This window comes from Gelidibacter sediminis (assembly GCF_004364975.1).
GTDB lineage: Bacteria > Bacteroidota > Bacteroidia > Flavobacteriales > Flavobacteriaceae > Gelidibacter > Gelidibacter sediminis.
This window is the reverse complement of record NZ_SOBW01000007.1, coordinates 269,466-287,173: the sequence shown is the minus strand read 5'-3', so window position 1 is coordinate 287,173 and position 17,708 is coordinate 269,466. Positions and strand designations below refer to the sequence as shown.

14 protein-coding genes are annotated in these 17,708 nt (G+C 37.5%); 6 read left to right on the top strand and 8 right to left on the bottom strand.

Annotated elements, in window-relative coordinates; genetic code table 11:
• The first annotated feature begins 144 nt into the window (after positions 1 to 144).
• The 5 genes from wecB to BXY82_RS01320 all read left to right on the top strand — a co-directional run bounded on the left by wecB (position 145) and on the right by BXY82_RS01320 (position 6,414).
• Complete coding sequence (gene wecB, locus BXY82_RS01340; RefSeq protein ID WP_133756386.1) at positions 145 to 1,248, top strand: non-hydrolyzing UDP-N-acetylglucosamine 2-epimerase; 1,104 nt, start codon at positions 145 to 147, stop codon at positions 1,246 to 1,248.
• A 120-nt stretch (positions 1,249 to 1,368) separates the two neighbouring features.
• Complete coding sequence (locus BXY82_RS01335; RefSeq protein WP_133756385.1) at positions 1,369 to 2,514, top strand: MraY family glycosyltransferase; 1,146 nt, start codon at positions 1,369 to 1,371, stop codon at positions 2,512 to 2,514.
• 56 nt (positions 2,515 to 2,570) lie between these two features.
• On the top strand, positions 2,571 to 3,335 hold the full coding sequence (locus tag BXY82_RS01330; RefSeq protein ID WP_133756384.1) for a polysaccharide biosynthesis/export family protein: 765 nt from the start codon (positions 2,571 to 2,573) through the stop codon (positions 3,333 to 3,335).
• A gap of 2 nt (positions 3,336 to 3,337) precedes the next feature.
• Positions 3,338 to 5,680 (top strand): GumC family protein, encoded by a 2,343-nt coding sequence (locus BXY82_RS01325; RefSeq protein ID WP_133756383.1) that lies wholly within the window; start codon positions 3,338 to 3,340, stop codon positions 5,678 to 5,680.
• A gap of 314 nt (positions 5,681 to 5,994) precedes the next feature.
• Entirely contained in the window at positions 5,995 to 6,414 is a 420-nt protein-coding gene (locus BXY82_RS01320; RefSeq protein ID WP_133756382.1) for a CBS domain-containing protein, read from the top strand.
• Positions 6,415 to 6,542: 128 nt separating this feature from the next.
• On the opposite strand, the gene rpe is transcribed toward BXY82_RS01320, so the two are convergent.
• From rpe to rpsO, 8 genes are all read right to left on the bottom strand, one after another.
• Complete coding sequence (rpe, locus tag BXY82_RS01315; RefSeq protein WP_133756381.1) at positions 6,543 to 7,205, bottom strand: ribulose-phosphate 3-epimerase; 663 nt, start codon at positions 7,203 to 7,205, stop codon at positions 6,543 to 6,545.
• Positions 7,206 to 8,248: 1,043 nt separating this feature from the next.
• Complete coding sequence (locus BXY82_RS01310; protein WP_066433750.1) at positions 8,249 to 9,112, bottom strand: sigma-70 family RNA polymerase sigma factor; 864 nt, start codon at positions 9,110 to 9,112, stop codon at positions 8,249 to 8,251.
• A gap of 99 nt (positions 9,113 to 9,211) precedes the next feature.
• Positions 9,212 to 9,586, bottom strand: coding sequence for a hypothetical protein (locus BXY82_RS01305; RefSeq protein WP_133756380.1), 375 nt, complete (start codon positions 9,584 to 9,586; stop codon positions 9,212 to 9,214).
• A gap of 657 nt (positions 9,587 to 10,243) precedes the next feature.
• The gene (locus tag BXY82_RS01300; protein ID WP_133756379.1) at positions 10,244 to 11,443 is read right to left on the bottom strand and encodes a glutamate-5-semialdehyde dehydrogenase; all 1,200 of its coding nucleotides are present in this window, start codon (positions 11,441 to 11,443) and stop codon (positions 10,244 to 10,246) included.
• 245 nt (positions 11,444 to 11,688) lie between these two features.
• Complete coding sequence (proB, locus tag BXY82_RS01295; protein ID WP_133756378.1) at positions 11,689 to 12,459, bottom strand: glutamate 5-kinase; 771 nt, start codon at positions 12,457 to 12,459, stop codon at positions 11,689 to 11,691.
• A 2-nt stretch (positions 12,460 to 12,461) separates the two neighbouring features.
• Positions 12,462 to 13,265: a pyrroline-5-carboxylate reductase gene (gene proC / locus BXY82_RS01290; protein ID WP_133756377.1), complete on the bottom strand. Its 804-nt coding sequence runs from the start codon at positions 13,263 to 13,265 to the stop codon at positions 12,462 to 12,464.
• 306 nt (positions 13,266 to 13,571) lie between these two features.
• Positions 13,572 to 15,836, bottom strand: coding sequence for a polyribonucleotide nucleotidyltransferase (locus BXY82_RS01285; RefSeq protein ID WP_133756376.1), 2,265 nt, complete (start codon positions 15,834 to 15,836; stop codon positions 13,572 to 13,574).
• Positions 15,837 to 16,046: 210 nt separating this feature from the next.
• Positions 16,047 to 16,316: a 30S ribosomal protein S15 gene (gene rpsO / locus BXY82_RS01280; protein WP_133756375.1), complete on the bottom strand. Its 270-nt coding sequence runs from the start codon at positions 16,314 to 16,316 to the stop codon at positions 16,047 to 16,049.
• A gap of 206 nt (positions 16,317 to 16,522) precedes the next feature.
• On the opposite strand from rpsO, the gene BXY82_RS01275 reads away from it, so the two are divergent.
• Complete coding sequence (locus tag BXY82_RS01275) at positions 16,523 to 17,623, top strand: sensor histidine kinase (protein WP_133756374.1); 1,101 nt, start codon at positions 16,523 to 16,525, stop codon at positions 17,621 to 17,623.
• Positions 17,624 to 17,708 lie beyond the last annotated feature (85 nt).

Sequence of the window (17,708 nt, the reverse complement as noted above, 5' to 3'; positions counted from 1 at the left end):
ATCTTTTATGAAAATATTTATATCTAGGTATTAAAGCAACACAGTCGTCCAAAACAGCTTAGTAATCGTATACTAGTATAGTTAAAGGACAATAAATTTAAGATGGTTCAGAGCCATCGCACATTTTAATATAAAGTTATAAGCATGTATAAAATTACAATCATAGCAGGGGCGAGGCCAAATTTTATGAAAATAGCTCCCATTGTACACGCCATTGAAAAAGCAAAACAAGAAAACGTTGCCATAGATTATCGTTTAGTGCATACCGGTCAGCACTACGATAAAAATATGTCGGGAAGCTTTTTTGAACAATTAGAAATTCCTGAGCCCCACATTAACTTGGAGTGCCGTGGCGGATCTCAGGCTGAGCAGACGGCTGATATTATGATTAACTTCGAAAAGGAATTAATGGGGCATCCTGCTGATTTAGTTTTAGTTGTTGGTGATGTTACTTCCACTATGGCTTGCGCTTTAGTAGCTCAAAAGCTAAACACTAAAGTTGCGCATGTAGAAGGCGGTATCCGCTCTGATGATTGGTCTATGCCAGAAGAAATAAACCGTTTGGTAACCGATAGTATTACGAATTACTTTTTTACAACCTCAGAAACGGCTAATACCAATTTAAGACAAAGTGGGGTAAAGGATGACCAAATATTTTTTGTAGGGAATACGATGATTGATACCCTGTTAAAACAACGCCCAAAATTCAAGCAGCCTAAGGTTTGGAATCAGTTAGGTTTAACTACAGGGAATTACATTGTGATGACCTTACATCGTCCTGCTAACGTTGACGAAGAGTCTCAATTAAAGGACATGATTAACGAGATAGTAAAAAACACTAAAGACTTACCATTAATCTTTCCGGTACACCCGAGAACCGCAAAAATATTTGAACGATTAAAAATTAGTCATTCAAGATTGCATACGGTAGACCCTCTGAGCTATTTGGAGTTTAACTATTTAGTAGAGAATGCGAAAGCGGTCATTACGGATTCTGGCGGAATTACAGAAGAGGCTTCCGTGATGCGCATACCCTGCTTAACGCTGCGAGATAACACAGAACGCCCGGAAACAATAGCCTTAGGCACCAATGAATTGGTAGGGACTAACCCGAAACAGCTAAAGCATTATTTGGACCTTTTATTTTCTGGCCAATGGAAAAAAGGGCAGGACATTCCGCTATGGGATGGAAAAACAGCAATTCGTATCATTGATCATCTGAAGAGGATGACAACGCCAATGGTATAAAAAGACTTAAAATTATCATTAAAGTTATTTATATGTTTTTATGAGTTAAAGGTGTTTGCTTTAAAATCAGTACCTTCGCCCTATTACTTAAATGGTATAAAATTAGTATAGCCCATACTTATGATACAAACATTTTTTGACAATTTTAGTCCACAAAACAATGCCCTTATTTGGTTAATAGGTGCATTTGCATTGGCGTTTGTTATAGCACATCAAACCTTTCCCTCAATATTGTATGTCACTATGAGGAAACGTTTAATGGATGTGCCCGACAGTAGAAGTATGCATATTGATAAAACACCTACCTTAGGTGGTATCGGGATCTTCTTTAGTATTGTTGTGGTTATGACTACAACGGGTGCTATGTTAAACACTAAATTGTTATTATTGGTGATGGGGGGACTAACAATACTGTTTTTTCTTGGTTTAAAAGACGATTTAACCGTGCTTTCAGCAAGAAATAAATTTATAGGACAATTATTTGCTGCCGTTCTACTTATAGTTTTCACAGATACTAGAATTATTGGATTCTCTAAAATATTTGGTGTTGAAGAATTGCCCTATTGGATTTCTATCTTTTTTACCCTTTTTGTTTATATTTTAATCATCAACGCATACAATCTCATAGATGGTGTAGATGGTTTGGCAGGTAGTGTTGGTTTAGTAATTAGTGCCGTATTTTTGGTGCTTTTTTATAATTCAGGCAATTTAAGTTTGGCTACTATATCTGTGGCACTTATAGGTGCGCTATTAGCGTTTTTACGTTTGAACATGTCTGCGAGGCGTAAAATTTTTATGGGCGATACAGGGTCGATGATTGTTGGATTTCTTCTCGCGTTTTTTACGATAAGTTTTATATCTCAATCGCAAACCAATGTCGATTCTGAATACTTTAGAGCATCACCAGCCTTAGCCTTAGCCATGTTGTTTTATCCTTTAATGGATACTTTCAGGATTTTCTTTATAAGAATATTTGTTCTTAAACAGAGTCCATTTAAGGCCGATAAAAATCATATTCATCACCGCTATATTCAAATGGGTTACACACATCTCCAAACTACATTTATTATAGTCATTACAAACTTAATTGTAGTTTTAATAGCGTTTAATATGTTACATCTCAATTTGAATATGCAAATAGGATTATTGCTGCTATATGGCACTATTTTGTTTTTTGCTCCAATTATCTTTAAGCGCAAATTTCACACTTTTAAAAAAAAAAGGGAATTAAGTCTGAATGGTAGGCGTTCTTCTGCTGTTAAGTAATGTTTTGTGATAAGTTTAAATGACTTATATTTGCGACTTCAATGATATAAAAAAATATGAAATTTAGAATTTTAGCGGTAGTATTTTCCATACTAGTAGCTTCCTGCGCTTCAAAAAAAGACATCCTATATTTACAAGATGCCGATGTGAACAATAGCTTGTCTATTGGATACCAAGACACAAAAATCCAACCTAATGATATTCTTAAAATTACTGTCGAAAGCTTAGTGCCTGAAGCAGCCGTGCCTTATAATAGAGGTGGAGCTTCGGCAAATGGGAATGTCAATTCAGTAGAAATAATGAAGTTGGAAGGCTACCTTGTAAATAATCAAGGGTTTATTAACTTCCCTATATTAGGAGATATTTCGGTTGTCAATTTAACAATTGCCGAAGTTCAAGAAAAAATTAAGCAACAATTAATTTCAGAAGGCCATCTTAATAATCCGACAGTAATTGCGAGACTATTAAATGCTAAAATTACTATTTTAGGAGAAGTAAATGCGCCAGGAACTTATACGTTTACCGAACAAAATATCACTATTTTGCAAGCACTGGGTTACGCTGGAGATCTTACCATTAATGGAAAGCGTAATGACATTATTATTACGAGAGACGTTGATGGTATTCGAAAAATTTCGCATATTGATTTAACCTCTACAGATTTTATGAATAGTGAGTATTACTATGTCAAACCCAATGATAATATAATAGTAAATCAAAATGATCCCAAAGTTAAATCTGCCGGTTTTGTAGGTGATCTTGGTGCTGTTCTAACCTTGGTGTCACTAGGATTAAGTATTACAATTTTATTAACGCGATAATTATGGATAATTCTTTCAATACTAATGCCGCGTTTGAAGACGAATCGAACGTTGATCTTAAACAGGAAATTCGTAAATATTTAAGATTTTGGCCTTGGTTTGTCTTAACATTAGGGATAGCATTATTTGGGGCATATTTTTATTTAAGATATGCACCGCGCATCTATCAGACTTCGGCTACCATGAAGATTTTAGATAAATCAGACGGTTTGGAGTTGCCTACACAGGGCTTCGTTTTTAAAAGATCTAATATTAATCTCGAAAATGAAATTCAAATATTGACCTCCTATCGAATTCTTGAAAAGGTGGCACGAGACTTAATGTTAAATACCCGCTTTTTTGAGGAAGGGACAATTCAAACCACTGAAATGGCTGAGCTGCCCTTTGTGTATGAGCAAGTTATTCATACCGATAGTATCAAAAACGGCATGAGTTATGTAATTGAAGTTAAAAATGCTGGTTTTGAAATTTTAGAGTCCCGAACAGATCAAAAGTCTATTATTCCTAATCATAACACCTTCAGAGTAAATAATACATTTCCCTTTCAGTTAAAAATTGAAGATAAAGAAAGCTTAAAAAAGCTCGTGGGAAAGAAATACATTATTTCCTACGGTCCACTAAGGAATGCGGCTTTAAGTTTGAAGTCTAAAATTGCTGTGGAACCTATAGGGCAACAGAGTGATTTGTTGGAATTGACGGTGAAAGGTCAGAGTAAGGAGATTTCAGAGAAAATATTAAATGGGTTGATGGGGGTATTCAATCAAGATGGTATTCGTGATCGTCAATCCGTGTCCAAGCGTACCTTAGACTTTATAGATGAACGATTTGTATTCTTAGCCCAAGAATTAGACTCTATAGAAGTCAGTTATCGCGATTTTAAACAAGAGAACAATGTCATAGATATTAAAACTGACGCTGAACTTGGTTTACAGCTTCGATCTGCATCAGACGAGGAGGTTTTTAGAGTTGAAAATCAATTAGCCTTAGAAGGGTTATTGAAAGAGGCCCTCACCGGTACTTCTAGTAATGAACTCCTACCTAACAATATTGGGCTTGAGAGTGGTAATATTAACGGTTTGATCAATGAATATAATTCGGCCATACAAGAAAGGGATAAGTTGGTGAGTAGTGGTGGCAAGAATAATCCAACGGTTCAGTTGATTCAATCTCAAATTGATGATTTGAAAGCTAATATATCGAGATCTCTTAATTCTTATCATGAGCAACTCATAATGTCACAACGGCAATTGCGGGCGCGAAAAAGTAAGTTTGTGGGGCAAGTGGCACAAATCCCCCAAAAGGAGAAATTATTAAAATCTATTGAGAGACAGCAGCAAATTAAACAGAGTCTATATTTATTACTTTTAACTAAGCGCGAAGAAGCCGCCATTAATCTTGCCATAACAGAGCCATCTATAAAGGTAGTTGATTATGCTTTGACAAGTTCTGGGCCTATCTCGCCAAAGTCTAATATCATTTATGCAGGTGCAGTACTAGGTGGTTTACTTGTGCCATTCGGGATATTATATCTCATATTTATGTTAAATACTAAAGTGCAAAATAAGGAAGATATTATAAAGGTAAATAATAAAGTACCTGTTATTGGAGAAATCCCGGATATGAAAAAGAATTCGGAGATTGTTTTTGAAGACCCAAATGCGAGTACAGTTTTAGCAGAGTCTTTTAGAATTTTAAGTTCTAATGTTGAATATATTCTACCTGTTAAAAATGATAATAAGGGTAAAGTCATATACTGTACGTCTACTATTAAAGGTGAGGGTAAGACATATGTCAGCATAAATCTGTCATTGGCATTGTCCAGCATTAATAGACGTGTATTGTTAATTGGTGCTGATTTGAGAAACCCACAAATTCATACCCACATCAAAGAAGGTAAGGATAATGCAGGATTGTCAAACTATCTACATGATCCTGACTTTGATTGGAAGTCATCTTTAGTAAATGGGTTTGAAAAACATCCTAATCATCATATATTGTTGTCAGGTGACATCCCACCTAATCCAGCGCATTTACTTACTAATGGACGTTTTACAAAGCTTATTGAAGAAGCAAAAGAGGAGTATGACTACATCATAGTTGATACTGCACCTACTATTTTAGTAACGGACACTATGTTGATTTCCCAATTGGCGGATGCCACGGTATATTTGGCACGAGCCAATTTTACTGATAAAAATCTTTTGAAATTCTCAAAAGAATTAGCAGAAACGGGCAAATTAAAAAATATGGCTTATGTTATAAACGGCGTGGGCGCAAGTAAATCTTACGGCTACAGCTATAACTATGGGTACGGCTACGGGTATGGCAATGAAGGAGAGAATTGAGAGTTTAGTATTAAGTATTAAGTATTAAATATAGAGGCTTTGTTGCTGCTCAAATTCGCGATTTGCAGCTATTTTGGTCAGGTTTATGTCTATTATACATAGAATCCCTGAAGACTTTTCTTCAGGGATTTTTTATTCGTTTTATTTGAAATTAAAACCCACCTAAATATATTTTTCACTTACCCAAAGCTTAAAAATCACGAGCCTATCTGTCTGTTTATTGCCATTAATGAAATGTAGCCCTAGTTGATATTTATCATAGCCGGTGTCTTGAAATTGGTTTACTTTTAGTAGTGAATTTAAATGCTACTCCCATGAAAACCATTCCACCAATTTCAGGCATCATGTCCGTAAAAATCATCACCCTCAAGCGTGATGATGATTTAGAAACTGCTGAACATTTATTTAAAAAACACAAAATCAGACATATTCCGGTAGTGAATGGCGATGCTATTATTGGAATGCTGAGCTATACAGATTTGCTCAGAATTAGTTTCGCCGATGCTGTAGATGAAGACGAAGAAAATATAGAAAGTTTAGTATACAATATGTTTACCATTGAGCAAGTGATGGCAAAAAATGTGGTTACCGTTACTTCTGATACAAGCATTAAAGAGGTGGCTGAGATTTTGGCAAAAAAGGAATTTCATGCCTTACCTGTGGTAGATAAAGGACGTCTGGTAGGGATTTTGACCACCACCGATTTGATTAAGTATTTGCTGGTACAACTTTAAACAATTTTATAAAAATTTCAGGAATACTTGTATGTGATAATACATCATAAACTGAAAAATCCCCGACGTATTAAGCGCAGGGCTTTGATTCTATGAAATAATGTATGGTGTCTATTTAAAAACCAGCATTAGGAATTCGCCAATTCCTTTAAAGCTTTAATAGTCTCCGTTGGATTATCGCTTTTAAACACATGGCTTCCCGCCACAAAGGCATCAGCACCTGCGGCCACTAACTTCTGAATATTTTGATCGGTCACACCGCCGTCAATTTCAATTCGTGTATCTAAACTTTGCTCATCAATCATCTTGCGTAAATTTTTAATGCGCTTATAGGTCACCTCCTCAAATTTCTGACCTCCAAAGCCTGGATTTATCGACATTAAAAGCACCATATAGCATTCAGGTAAGATGTCTTCTAAAACAACGAGAGGGGTCGTGATATTAAGCACAACGCCTGCCTTACAGCCTGCATCTTTAATCTGGCGTAACGTGCGGTGTAAATGCACCGTCGATTCATAGTGTACCGTAATAATATCAGCACCCACTTTAGCGAATTCTTCGATATAACGTTCCGGTTTTTCAATCATCAAATGCACATCCAATGGTTTGGTGGCGTGTTTTTTAATGGCAGAAATAACCGGCATTCCGTACGAAATATTCGGTACAAAATGACCGTCCATGACGTCAATATGGAACCAATCAGCGTCACTGTTGTTGACCATTTCAACATCGCGTTGAAGATTTCCAAAATCAGCGGCGAGCATAGATGGGGCAATAAGTTTTGTAGACATGTTGTGTTTTTGTAAAGTTTTTGCAAAGATAGATAAAAATAGTTGGCAGTCCTCAGTTTACAGTATGCAGTCTTCCCGCCACCACAAAATGCTGCGGACGGGCAAGCAGTAGGCAGTCTTAGCTAGATTGTTTCTATTGTTTTTGGTTTCTGTTGTTTCTGTTGTTTCAGGGTTTCTGTTGTTTCAGGTTTCTGTTGTTCTAGGTTTTTATTGTTTCAGGTTTCTTTTGTTACGGTCACGTCGAGTTGAACTGTCTCGGTTTTCAAAAGGCAACTTGAATTTTAATTTCGATTTCAAATTCATATTCAATTTCAAATTCAACTTCAAGTTCAACTTCAATTTCAACTTCAATTTCAATTTCAGAGTTTTAACTATAGCCTCAATCTCAAAACTATTTTTTAATTTTCATGTGAAAGTGCATCCCGATGATTTAGCTTGTGATTTAGCTCTTGTGGATTTATTTTACTAATATGTAACTCTCAAACTTTGGAATTATAGGCCCTATGTGGTCAACATCTCCCTTAAACGGATGAATTTATTTGAAAAACTAACTAATTGTCTTCTCCTATATAGCTATATTAGGACGGATGATGCTCCCTAGATACGCCATGGATAGTGTATGGATAGTGTATGGATAGTGTATGGATAGTGTATGCAAAGTCTTTAAAAATGAAACGTCAATCCGATAGTTCTAAAACATAGATGAAAAAGGTCTATAATTATAATTGGAAACAATAAAACAGGGAGGCGTAAGACTACCTTCTGTGGAAGAAGATCTAAAACGACATAATGCCAGGAAAGATTTCTCAAAGTCCCCAGCCTAAGGGCCGTCAGAATTAGAAGTGCTCCAATAGCAAATTGTAACATTAAAATGGGGAGCGGGGTTTTGTTTCCGGAGGAAGACGGGAGACCAAAAAAAAAGTGAACCCCCGGTAATCAGCCGAGGGTTCTTCATCAATCAAAAAACGAACAGTAAAATTCCCGCGAAAGCGGGAATCTGTAACTGTTTGTTATCGTAATTTAGGCTGCATCACAATTGTGGACTATCCTAAATATGTTTTTAATATTTTACTTCTAGACGTATGTTTTAAACGTCGGATTGCTTTTTCTTTAATTTGACGTACACGTTCGCGGGTTAAATCGAAGGTTTCTCCAATTTCTTCCAAGGTCATTGGGTGTTGATCTCCCAAACCGAAGTATAAACGAATGACATCAGCTTCGCGCGGTGTCAATGTTTCTAACGCACGTTCAATCTCTGTGCGCAGTGATTCATGTAATAAATCTTTATCAGGGTTTGGCGACTCACCAGAACGTAAAACGTCGTACAAGTTAGAATCTTCACCTTCTACTAACGGTGCATCCATGGACACGTGACGGCCAGAGTTTTTCATAGACTCCTTCACATCATTAATCGTCATGTCCAATTCCTTAGCAATTTCTTCTGCACTTGGCGGACGCTCATGACTTTGCTCTAAAAACGCAAAAGTTTTATTGATTTTGTTAATCGATCCAATTTTATTCAATGGCAATCGCACAATACGCGACTGCTCAGCCAACGCTTGCAAGATGGATTGACGAATCCACCAAACAGCATAGGAAATAAATTTGAATCCACGGGTTTCATCAAATCGCTGTGCCGCTTTGATCAATCCTAAATTCCCTTCATTGATTAAATCGGGTAGGGTAAGGCCTTGATTTTGATATTGTTTTGCTACCGAGACAACGAAACGTAAATTGGCTTTAGTCAATTTCTCTAAAGCAAGCTGATCTCCTGCCTTAATGCGTTGCGCCAATTCTACTTCTTCATCTGCAGTGATTAAGTCAACTTTTCCAATTTCTTGAAGATACTTGTCTAGCGAAGCGGTTTCCCTGTTGGTGACTTGCTTCGTAATTTTGAGTTGTCTCATTTAAGTGTGTGTCTCTCTATTAATAATGGTGAATAATCCTTTCGTAAGTAGTTATACGTAAAGACCACTAAAAATGTTACAAGAAAGTGGAAATTAATTTTAAATTTTGATTAATTTTTTGTCCGTCAAGTTAATATCTTCAAGCATTTCATTGGTAAACTTGTAATGTCCCCGAGTAGTGATAATCTTAAATCTAGATGAAGTCATCGAGCTCAAGGTGTTTAAAAACAACCACTTCGATTTTAAAAGTCGTGGTTTATCCGACTTTAAACTTAACTCAAAATAATGTTTTCTACCTTCTTTTTCTGCAACAATATCAGGAGTTACATCAATATCACTTCCTTTTTTGTGATACGATTTTGGGGTTTCATAACCCTCTGCGTCTGCTTTGATGTTCTCAAAACCACTGTTCTCTAAATAAGTCAATGAATGACTTAAAATGTCTGAATATTTCTCTTTATCTGTATAAACCATAACCTAAAATATAATCAAATTCCTGACAATTACAAATTTTTGTGAATGTTTAACTTCTTTATTTAGTTGGCAGTCTTCAGTCCGCAGTTCTCAGTCCGCAGTCCTCAGTTCTCAGTCCGCAGTCCTCAGTCTGCAGTCTTCCCGCCTCCGCAAAATGCTGCGGACGGGCAAGCAGTAGGCAGTATTCCCGCCTCCGCAAGGTGCTACGGACGGGCAAGCAGTCCGCAGTCCGCAGTCCTCAGTGTTCCCGTCTCCGTAAAATGTTGCGGACGGGCAAGCAGTAGGCAGTATTCCCGCCTCCGCAAGGTGCTACGGACGGGCAAGCAGTCCGCAGTCCGCAGTCCTCAGTGTTCCCGCCTCCACAAAATGCTATGGACGGGCAAGCAGTTGTAGTATTTAGTATACCTTTTTAGGTCTCTCCTCTCTATTCTCTTCTCTTACCCTCAAACCTCAAACCTCGCACCAATAAAACCAGGCATGTTTATCAACAAATGGGAAGATTAGTCCTAAGTTTGCAGATTTCAATTTTTAGTTCTCTTTTCTCTGTTCTCTATTCTAACATCTTAAGAACTCAAACCTCACACCTCAAACCTCACACCTCAAACCTCAAACCTCACACCTCAAACCTCAAACCTCACACCTCACACCTCAGATCTATCAAACCCTCACATGTCCATCACCAAACACATAGTACTTATTAGTTACCAATTGCTTCAAGCCTAAAGGGCCTCTATGGTGTAATTTGTCTGTACTAATGGCCAGCTCAGCGCCAACACCCATTTGTCCGCCGTCAGTAAATCGGGTGGATGCATTGTGATAGACTGCTGCACTGTCTACTTGTTCCATAAAGGTTTGTGCCACTGCCTTGTCCTCCGTTAATATGGATGCCGAATGTCCGCCAGAGTAGGTGTTAATAGTCTCAATGGCAGCATCTAACCCGTCAGTTTCTGCAATTAAAAGCTTCATGGCTAAGAATTCTTCGTACCAAGTGGTTTCGCTATTTATCTGGGCTTCGTTGGTAAGAACTTTTCCAACCTTTTCATCAACAAGTAAATCGACGTTTAAATTGTGAAGAATGGCTTGAAGATCTTTTAGCTTCGTTTCATAATTAGGAATATTTTTATCGATCAACACCTTATCCAAAGCATTACATCCCGAAATTTTATCCGTTTTGGCGTTTACAATGACCTTCACAGTTTTCTCCCAATTGGCGTCCTTGGCCACATATAGGAAATTATTTCCTCTACCACTGATCAATACGGCACAGGTGGCGTGATCTTTAACAAATTTGATCAATCGTTCTCCACCTCTAGGTACAATAAGGTCTATTTTTTCCGACGGATTTTTAAGAAACTCTTGGGTTTCTTCGCGCTGTAAATGAAGAAGTCTGATCCACTCTTTGTCAAGACCATTTTCCTCTAATGCCTCATGCCAGCATTTTTCAAGTATAAGATTACTGTTCAAGGCTTCTTTTCCACCTTTTAATAGAATTTTATTGTTTGCTTTAAAAGCTAAAACCGCAGCTTCAATAGTCACATCTGGTCGCGATTCGTATATGATCATAATCGTCCCAAAAGGTGCCGTTTTATTAGTAATTTTCAATCCGCTGTCCAAAACCAGATCTGATATTTCTTGTCCTACCGGATCATCTTGGGCTTTTACTTCCTTAATGGCTTTGATCATCCCGTCAATTTTGGAATCATCAACTACCAAACGGTCGTAGAGTGCTTGATCATCTCGATTAAAAGCGTCCAAATCTTTTTGATTGGCCGCTAATATTGCAGGTCGTTCTCTATCAATAATAGTAATCATTGATTGTAATACCTTGTTTTTTATAGCTGTTTGAATAAGTTTCATAATATATAGTTTAAATTTTTTTTCCTGAAGAAGGCTTACGTTGATTTCTGTTCAGTGACTACTTAGACCCTTTTAATAAGCTAATTGGTCATGAATGAAGCTTGTAGCCCTTCCGTCTTCAATTCCTTTTTTGGCAATGAAGCCACCCTCCCTTGAAATAAGGGAAGGAATTTTTGAATGGGCCTCGTATTGAATTTCGTTGCTAATTCAAGCGTCTTGATGCCCGCTCCACATAATCTTTCTGTTTAAAGAATGAATTTTGTTCCCACCTCCTTATTGTCAATAATATCTACAATAACGTTCTCACGTTTTCCATTAGCGATGTAGGTAGGGATATTTTTTTTGGCCGTGCCTTTGGCGATTTTTAATTTTGAAGCCATGCCGCCGCGACCTTCGCCTTCTTTTTTGTTTGAGGCTTGAACATACTGTTCAACGTTGGCATCGCCTTTGACCTCTTTTAATTGTCTCGAATTTTCGTCGTCCGGATGGCCTGTATATAGGCCATCGGTATCAGAAAGAATAATTAGCCTATCGGCGTCCAATAATTCAGACACCAAACTCGCCAATTCGTCATTATCCGTAAACATAGACATGGTCAAGGATGTGGCGTCATCTTCATTGGCAATGGGTGTAATGCCTTCTGACAGCAAACCTTCGTAACAGTTAATCATGTTATCCCGGTGTTTCCCCTTGTCAAAGTCGCGTTTTGTAGCCAACACCTGAGCGCATCGCATGCCATAATCATGAAAAAGACTGTAATAATGGCGCATCATACGGGGTTGCCCCACTGATGAGTACACTTGCCTTCTTATGGTAGGATTCTCTATGCTGGTTTCACCAAGAATTTCCTTGCCCGCGATGGCTGATCCTGATGATACCAGGATCACATCAATATCCCGTTCGTTTAAAACAGATATTTGTCTTACCAGTTCCCTCAATACGGGGCCTAAAATTCGATTATCCTTATTGGTTAGTACGTTTGTACCAACCTTTACTACTACTCGTTTTGTGTTCATTATTATTTTTTTCCTAATTCAACAGCTCTATCAAATGCAGCATAGGCCGCGTCTTGAATAAGTTGTTTTACATTATTATCTTCCATAGAATCTATGGCTGCCTGCGTGGTGCCACCTTTAGAGGCAACCTTGGCAATCCAGGATTTTGGGGAGATATCATTTTGATTAAAAAGTTCAATAGCACCTTCAAAGGTGTTACTTACCAAAACTTTTGAATCATAATCAGAAAATCCCATTTTTAAAGCAGCTTCTAACATAGATTGCATAAAGTAAAATACATATGCCGGACCACTACCTGAAATCCCTGTTGAAGCATCTATAAAGTTTTCAGTATCTACATGAATGGAAGTTCCTGTAGTATCTAATAGATTTCTAACCATCAACAGTTCAATTTTCGAAATTTCTGCGGCTTCTGTATATGAGGTTACCCCTTTGCCAACTTGAGCTGGAAGGTTGGGCATAGTACGCACCACCTTTTTACGGCCTAAATGATCCTGTATGGACTCAATGGTGACCCCTGCCATTAATGATACAAAAATTTGATCATCATTGAGCATCGGTCTCATTTTCGCAAATAGATCTTCACTGTGATACGGTTTCACCGCTATAAATACGAGATCCGCTTTTGGCAGACAGTCGTCAAGAGTGTCATAGACATCAAATTGTGGTTGTTGCCGTAATGTTTCTATTTTTTTTGGATCTGTGTCAAAAATCCGTAGTTTGTGTTTACTGAGCAAAGGCGAACTCGCCATTCCTTCTGCATAGGTCAATCCCATATTTCCTGCTCCAATAACTAATACTTTCATTTCTTATTTTGTTGATTATCAATGTTATTTGCGCTAATAGCTGCAAGGACTGTACGGAAGCCCCGTTTTTAACATCTTATTTCAAAGATTCATCAAATTGATAATTATAGGTGAGGGAGGCTGCGATTTTGTGAATTTTAGAGTGCTCTGCTTATCGAATACTCAAAATGAAAATTATTTGGAAGGTGACAGCTTGTCGGGAATGTGCAAATTTGTCGGGTAATTATATAAAATTAGAGTATAAAAAAACCTCCCAAGATTTTAAAGCTTGAGAGGTTTGCTGTATTAAGAAGTTTGTATCAGAGTTTAATCTGATTTTCTATCTTCTCTTGGTTTTCGATCATCACGTCTGTCATCACGACCTCTATTGTCTCGAGACCCACGGTTATCACGGCCACCACTTCTATTATCTCTATTATTATCTCTTGGCGGTCTTGCTACATAACCTTCCGGTTTGTCCAACAAAGCTTTACGAGATACTTTCTCTTTACGGGTTTTAGGATCTACGCCAAAGTATTTCACTTCAAACACATCGCCCATATTGACTACGTCAGATACATTTTCTGTACGTTCCCATGCCAATTCACTTACGTGTAATAACACTTCGTTTCCTGGTGCATCTAAATATTCTACAACAGCACCAAAATCTAACATTTTGATTACCTTCACTTTATAAGTACCGCCGACTGTTGGTTTGAACAATAATGAATCGATTTTAGTCAATACAGCATCAATACCTTCTTGGTTGGTACCTAAAATTTCCACGATACCTTCTTCAGTAACTGGGTCTTCATTGATAACAATAGTCGTTTTTGTTGCTTTTTGTAGCTCTTGAATTACTTTTCCACCTGGTCCGATCAATGCACCAATGAATTCATTAGGAATGACACGAGTAATCATTTTTGGAGCATGGGCTTTAACTTCTGCATTAGGTTCAGCAATAGTTTCTACCAATTTCTCAAGAATATGTAAACGACCGTTACGTGCTTGCTTTAATGCATTCACTAATATTTCGTAAGACAATCCTTTTACCTTGATGTCCATTTGACACGCCGTAATACCATCTGCCGTTCCTGTAACCTTAAAGTCCATATCACCTAAATGATCTTCATCCCCTAAAATATCAGACAAGACAGCATATCTTCCAGAATCACCATCAGAAATTAATCCCATAGCAATACCAGAAACTGGTTTGGTTAACTTCACACCAGCATCCATTAGTGCCATTGTACCAGCACAAACGGTTGCCATAGAAGAAGAACCATTAGATTCTAATACTTCAGAAACCACTCTTACGGTGTATGGACACTCATCAGGAACCATTCCTTTTAGTGCACGTTGTGCCAAGTTACCATGCCCTACTTCTCTACGAGAGGTGCCACGGATTGGTCTAGCTTCACCGGTTGAAAAAGGAGGGAAGTTATAATGTAAATAGAAACGCTCTTCACCTTCAAATGATGGCATGTCTATTTGGTTTGCTTCTCTAGAAGTACCTAAGGTAACTGTTGCCAAGGCTTGAGTTTCTCCACGTGTAAAGATTGCCGAACCGTGTGTAGATGGTAAATAATCTACCTCACACCAAATTGGTCTGATCTCGTCCGTCTTACGACCGTCCAAACGCAACCCCTCATTTAAGGTTAAATCGCGAATGGCAGCTTTTTCAGCTTTATAGTAATATTTAGACACCATGCCGCCATAATCAGCTAATTCTTCTTCACTGAAAGTGGCTTTAATATCTTCTTTAATCGCTTCAAATGCAGCGCTACGCTCATGTTTAGCTGAACCTGCTTTTGCAATAGCATATACTTTGTCGTATGCTAAGTCGTGAATTTTCTTTGCTAAATCTTCATCTTCTCTTTCTGGTTCGTACTCACGAACTTCTTTTTTACCAAAAGCTTCAGCCAATCTCACTTGCGCAGCACATTGTACTTTAATTGCTTCATGAGCAAATTTAATGGCTTCAGCCATTTCTTCTTCTGAAATCTCATCCATTTCACCTTCAACCATCATCACTGAATCAGCAGAAGCTCCAATCATCATATCGATGTCAGATTCTAATAATTGTGCACGTGTTGGATTGATTACAAATTCGCCATTAATACGACCAACTCTTGCTTCAGAGATTGGACATTCAAACGGAAAATCTGACAACTGAATGGCCGCAGAAGCCGCTAATCCAGCCATAGCATCAGGCATTACATCATCATCATGAGACATTAACTGAATCATTACTTGTGTTTCAGCGTGATAATCTTTTGGGAAAAGTGGGCGTAAAACCCTATCTACTAAACGCATTGTCAAAACCTCACCATCACTTGGTCTTGCTTCTCTTTTGAAGAAACCTCCTGGATAACGTCCTGAGGCAGCAAATTTTTCTCTGTAATCTACGGTCAACGGTAAAAAGTCAACGTCACTTTGTTTGTAATTGGAAACTACTGTACATAATAACATACAGTTTCCAGATTGCACCACAACCGAACCATGGGCTTGCTTTGCCAATTTTCCGGTTTCGATGGATATTGTACGTCCATCACCAAGGTCAATGACCTCTTTAAAAACTTTTGGAATCATAATTTTTTTAATTCTAATTAAACAATGGTTTCCGTCTTAAATAAGTCGGACAAAGTTGTGTTGTTGTGTAGTGTTGTGTTGACCAATGAAAAACTATTTCGTCCTGAACATATTCCAGGATCTCGCTTCTTATATGCGATTTTGTGGACTCTTACGCTTGAGTATGATAGAAACAAAAAACCACGCTGAAAGGCGTGGTCTTTATGGTGATTATTTTCTTAATCCTAATTCTTTAACGATAGCACGATATCTTAAGATATCTTTTTTAGTTAGATAATCGAGCAATGCACGACGTTTACCAACTAATTTTACTAATGAACGCTCAGTATTAAAATCTTTACGATTCTTTTTTAAATGTTCTGTTAAATGATTTATTCTGTAAGTAAACAAAGCAATTTGCCCTTCTGCAGAACCTGTGTCTTTTGCACCTTTACCGTGTTTTGTAAAGATTTCTTCTTTCTCTTTCTGATCTAAATACATGCTAATATTGTTGTAAATGATTGTTATGTACGACTCGGTTTTCGAATCAAGCTGCAAATATAACAATTATTATGTTACAATGAATGTAAGTTTAGATAAATTAAAAGGTTTATAATTTGAGCGAATTGGCTACAAATTATCGTTTTAGGGTTAATAGAGTGCTTTATTCGCAATTATTTTTGTTTAAAATATTTACACCCTAACTTATGCCTACACAAATAGTTAACATTAAAGACCAACTTTTTGAAAATATTTTTGACCACGCTCCTAACGGCGTAGCCATTGTTGGGCTAGATTTCCGATGGGTCAAAGTCAATCAGAGTCTAATGGATTTGTTAGGGTATTCTGAGGAGGAATTTTATGCCATGACCTTTCCTGATATTACACATAAAGATGATGTAGCTGCAGATATGGAGCTTTTAGGGCAATTGTTAAATGGCGCTATTAATCGCTATCAAATTGAAAAACGCTATTTTCATAAAACTGGGAAAGTGATATGGGGTTTGCTTTCCGTTTCTTTTGAACGCAGTCCAATCGATGGCGCGCCACTCTACTTTATATCTCAAATTGTGGATATCACCCGTCAGAAGGAAATGATAGGGCAAATGAATGCGATAACTAATATTGCGAACATTCAGAATGAAAAACTCAAGAATTTTGCTCATATCGCTACACATGATATCAGGACACACTTGGGCAATTTAGGGGTGATTTCTGGATTTATGGAGGAGGAATTGGAAGTATTAAAGAATAATGAGAATTTTTTAATGCTTAAGGAGGCCTTATCTCAATTGGAAAGTACGATAGACAACCTCAATGAGGTTAGAAAATCAGATTTTAGTACTGAAGAAAGAATGACTTCCTTAAATTTAAAGGATTTTGTAGACAGTGCCATTTACAATATTAATGCAATTGCGCGTCATGAGCAGTGTAAACTTATCAATGAAGTAGATGGAACATTTAATGTGATGGCTGTTGCTGTATATCTTGACAGTGTGATCCTGAACTTGTTAACCAATGCCATTAAGTATAGTTCTAAAGAGCGTCAGTCTTATGTGCATTTACGCAGTTTGGAATCTGAAGATTACATCATATTAGAGGTGCATGATAATGGGATGGGTATTGACATGGAGGTCCATCAGGCCGAACTTTTTCAGTTTAAGAAAACCTTCCATAATCGTGCCGATGCTAGAGGGATTGGATTGTTTTTAACCAAAAATCACGTGGAGAGCATGGGCGGTAAGATTACCGTAGAAAGTAGAGTAGATGTAGGTACCACTTTTAGAGTGTTTTTAAGAAAAGCATAGCAAATATAGCATCTCATAAAAGAATGCCACAACTACCAGAATTTTATTTAAAATCCAAGTCTTGTGGCATGCTTTTTCTATAAAT

Excerpts from the sequence above, each read along its gene's own strand:
- wecB (WP_133756386.1), top strand. The coding sequence starts at position 145 with ATGTATAAAATTACAATCATAGCAGGGGCGAGGCCAAATTTTATGAAA.
- BXY82_RS01335 (WP_133756385.1), top strand. The coding sequence starts at position 1,369 with ATGATACAAACATTTTTTGACAATTTTAGTCCACAAAACAATGCCCTT.
- BXY82_RS01330 (WP_133756384.1), top strand. The coding sequence starts at position 2,571 with ATGAAATTTAGAATTTTAGCGGTAGTATTTTCCATACTAGTAGCTTCC.
- BXY82_RS01325 (WP_133756383.1), top strand. The coding sequence starts at position 3,338 with ATGGATAATTCTTTCAATACTAATGCCGCGTTTGAAGACGAATCGAAC.
- BXY82_RS01320 (WP_133756382.1), top strand. The coding sequence starts at position 5,995 with ATGAAAACCATTCCACCAATTTCAGGCATCATGTCCGTAAAAATCATC.
- rpe (WP_133756381.1), bottom strand. The coding sequence starts at position 7,205 with ATGTCTACAAAACTTATTGCCCCATCTATGCTCGCCGCTGATTTTGGA.
- BXY82_RS01310 (WP_066433750.1), bottom strand. The coding sequence starts at position 9,112 with ATGAGACAACTCAAAATTACGAAGCAAGTCACCAACAGGGAAACCGCT.
- BXY82_RS01305 (WP_133756380.1), bottom strand. The coding sequence starts at position 9,586 with ATGGTTTATACAGATAAAGAGAAATATTCAGACATTTTAAGTCATTCA.
- BXY82_RS01300 (WP_133756379.1), bottom strand. The coding sequence starts at position 11,443 with ATGAAACTTATTCAAACAGCTATAAAAAACAAGGTATTACAATCAATG.
- proB (WP_133756378.1), bottom strand. The coding sequence starts at position 12,459 with ATGAACACAAAACGAGTAGTAGTAAAGGTTGGTACAAACGTACTAACC.
- proC (WP_133756377.1), bottom strand. The coding sequence starts at position 13,265 with ATGAAAGTATTAGTTATTGGAGCAGGAAATATGGGATTGACCTATGCA.
- BXY82_RS01285 (WP_133756376.1), bottom strand. The coding sequence starts at position 15,836 with ATGATTCCAAAAGTTTTTAAAGAGGTCATTGACCTTGGTGATGGACGT.
- rpsO (WP_133756375.1), bottom strand. The coding sequence starts at position 16,316 with ATGTATTTAGATCAGAAAGAGAAAGAAGAAATCTTTACAAAACACGGT.
- BXY82_RS01275 (WP_133756374.1), top strand. The coding sequence starts at position 16,523 with ATGCCTACACAAATAGTTAACATTAAAGACCAACTTTTTGAAAATATT.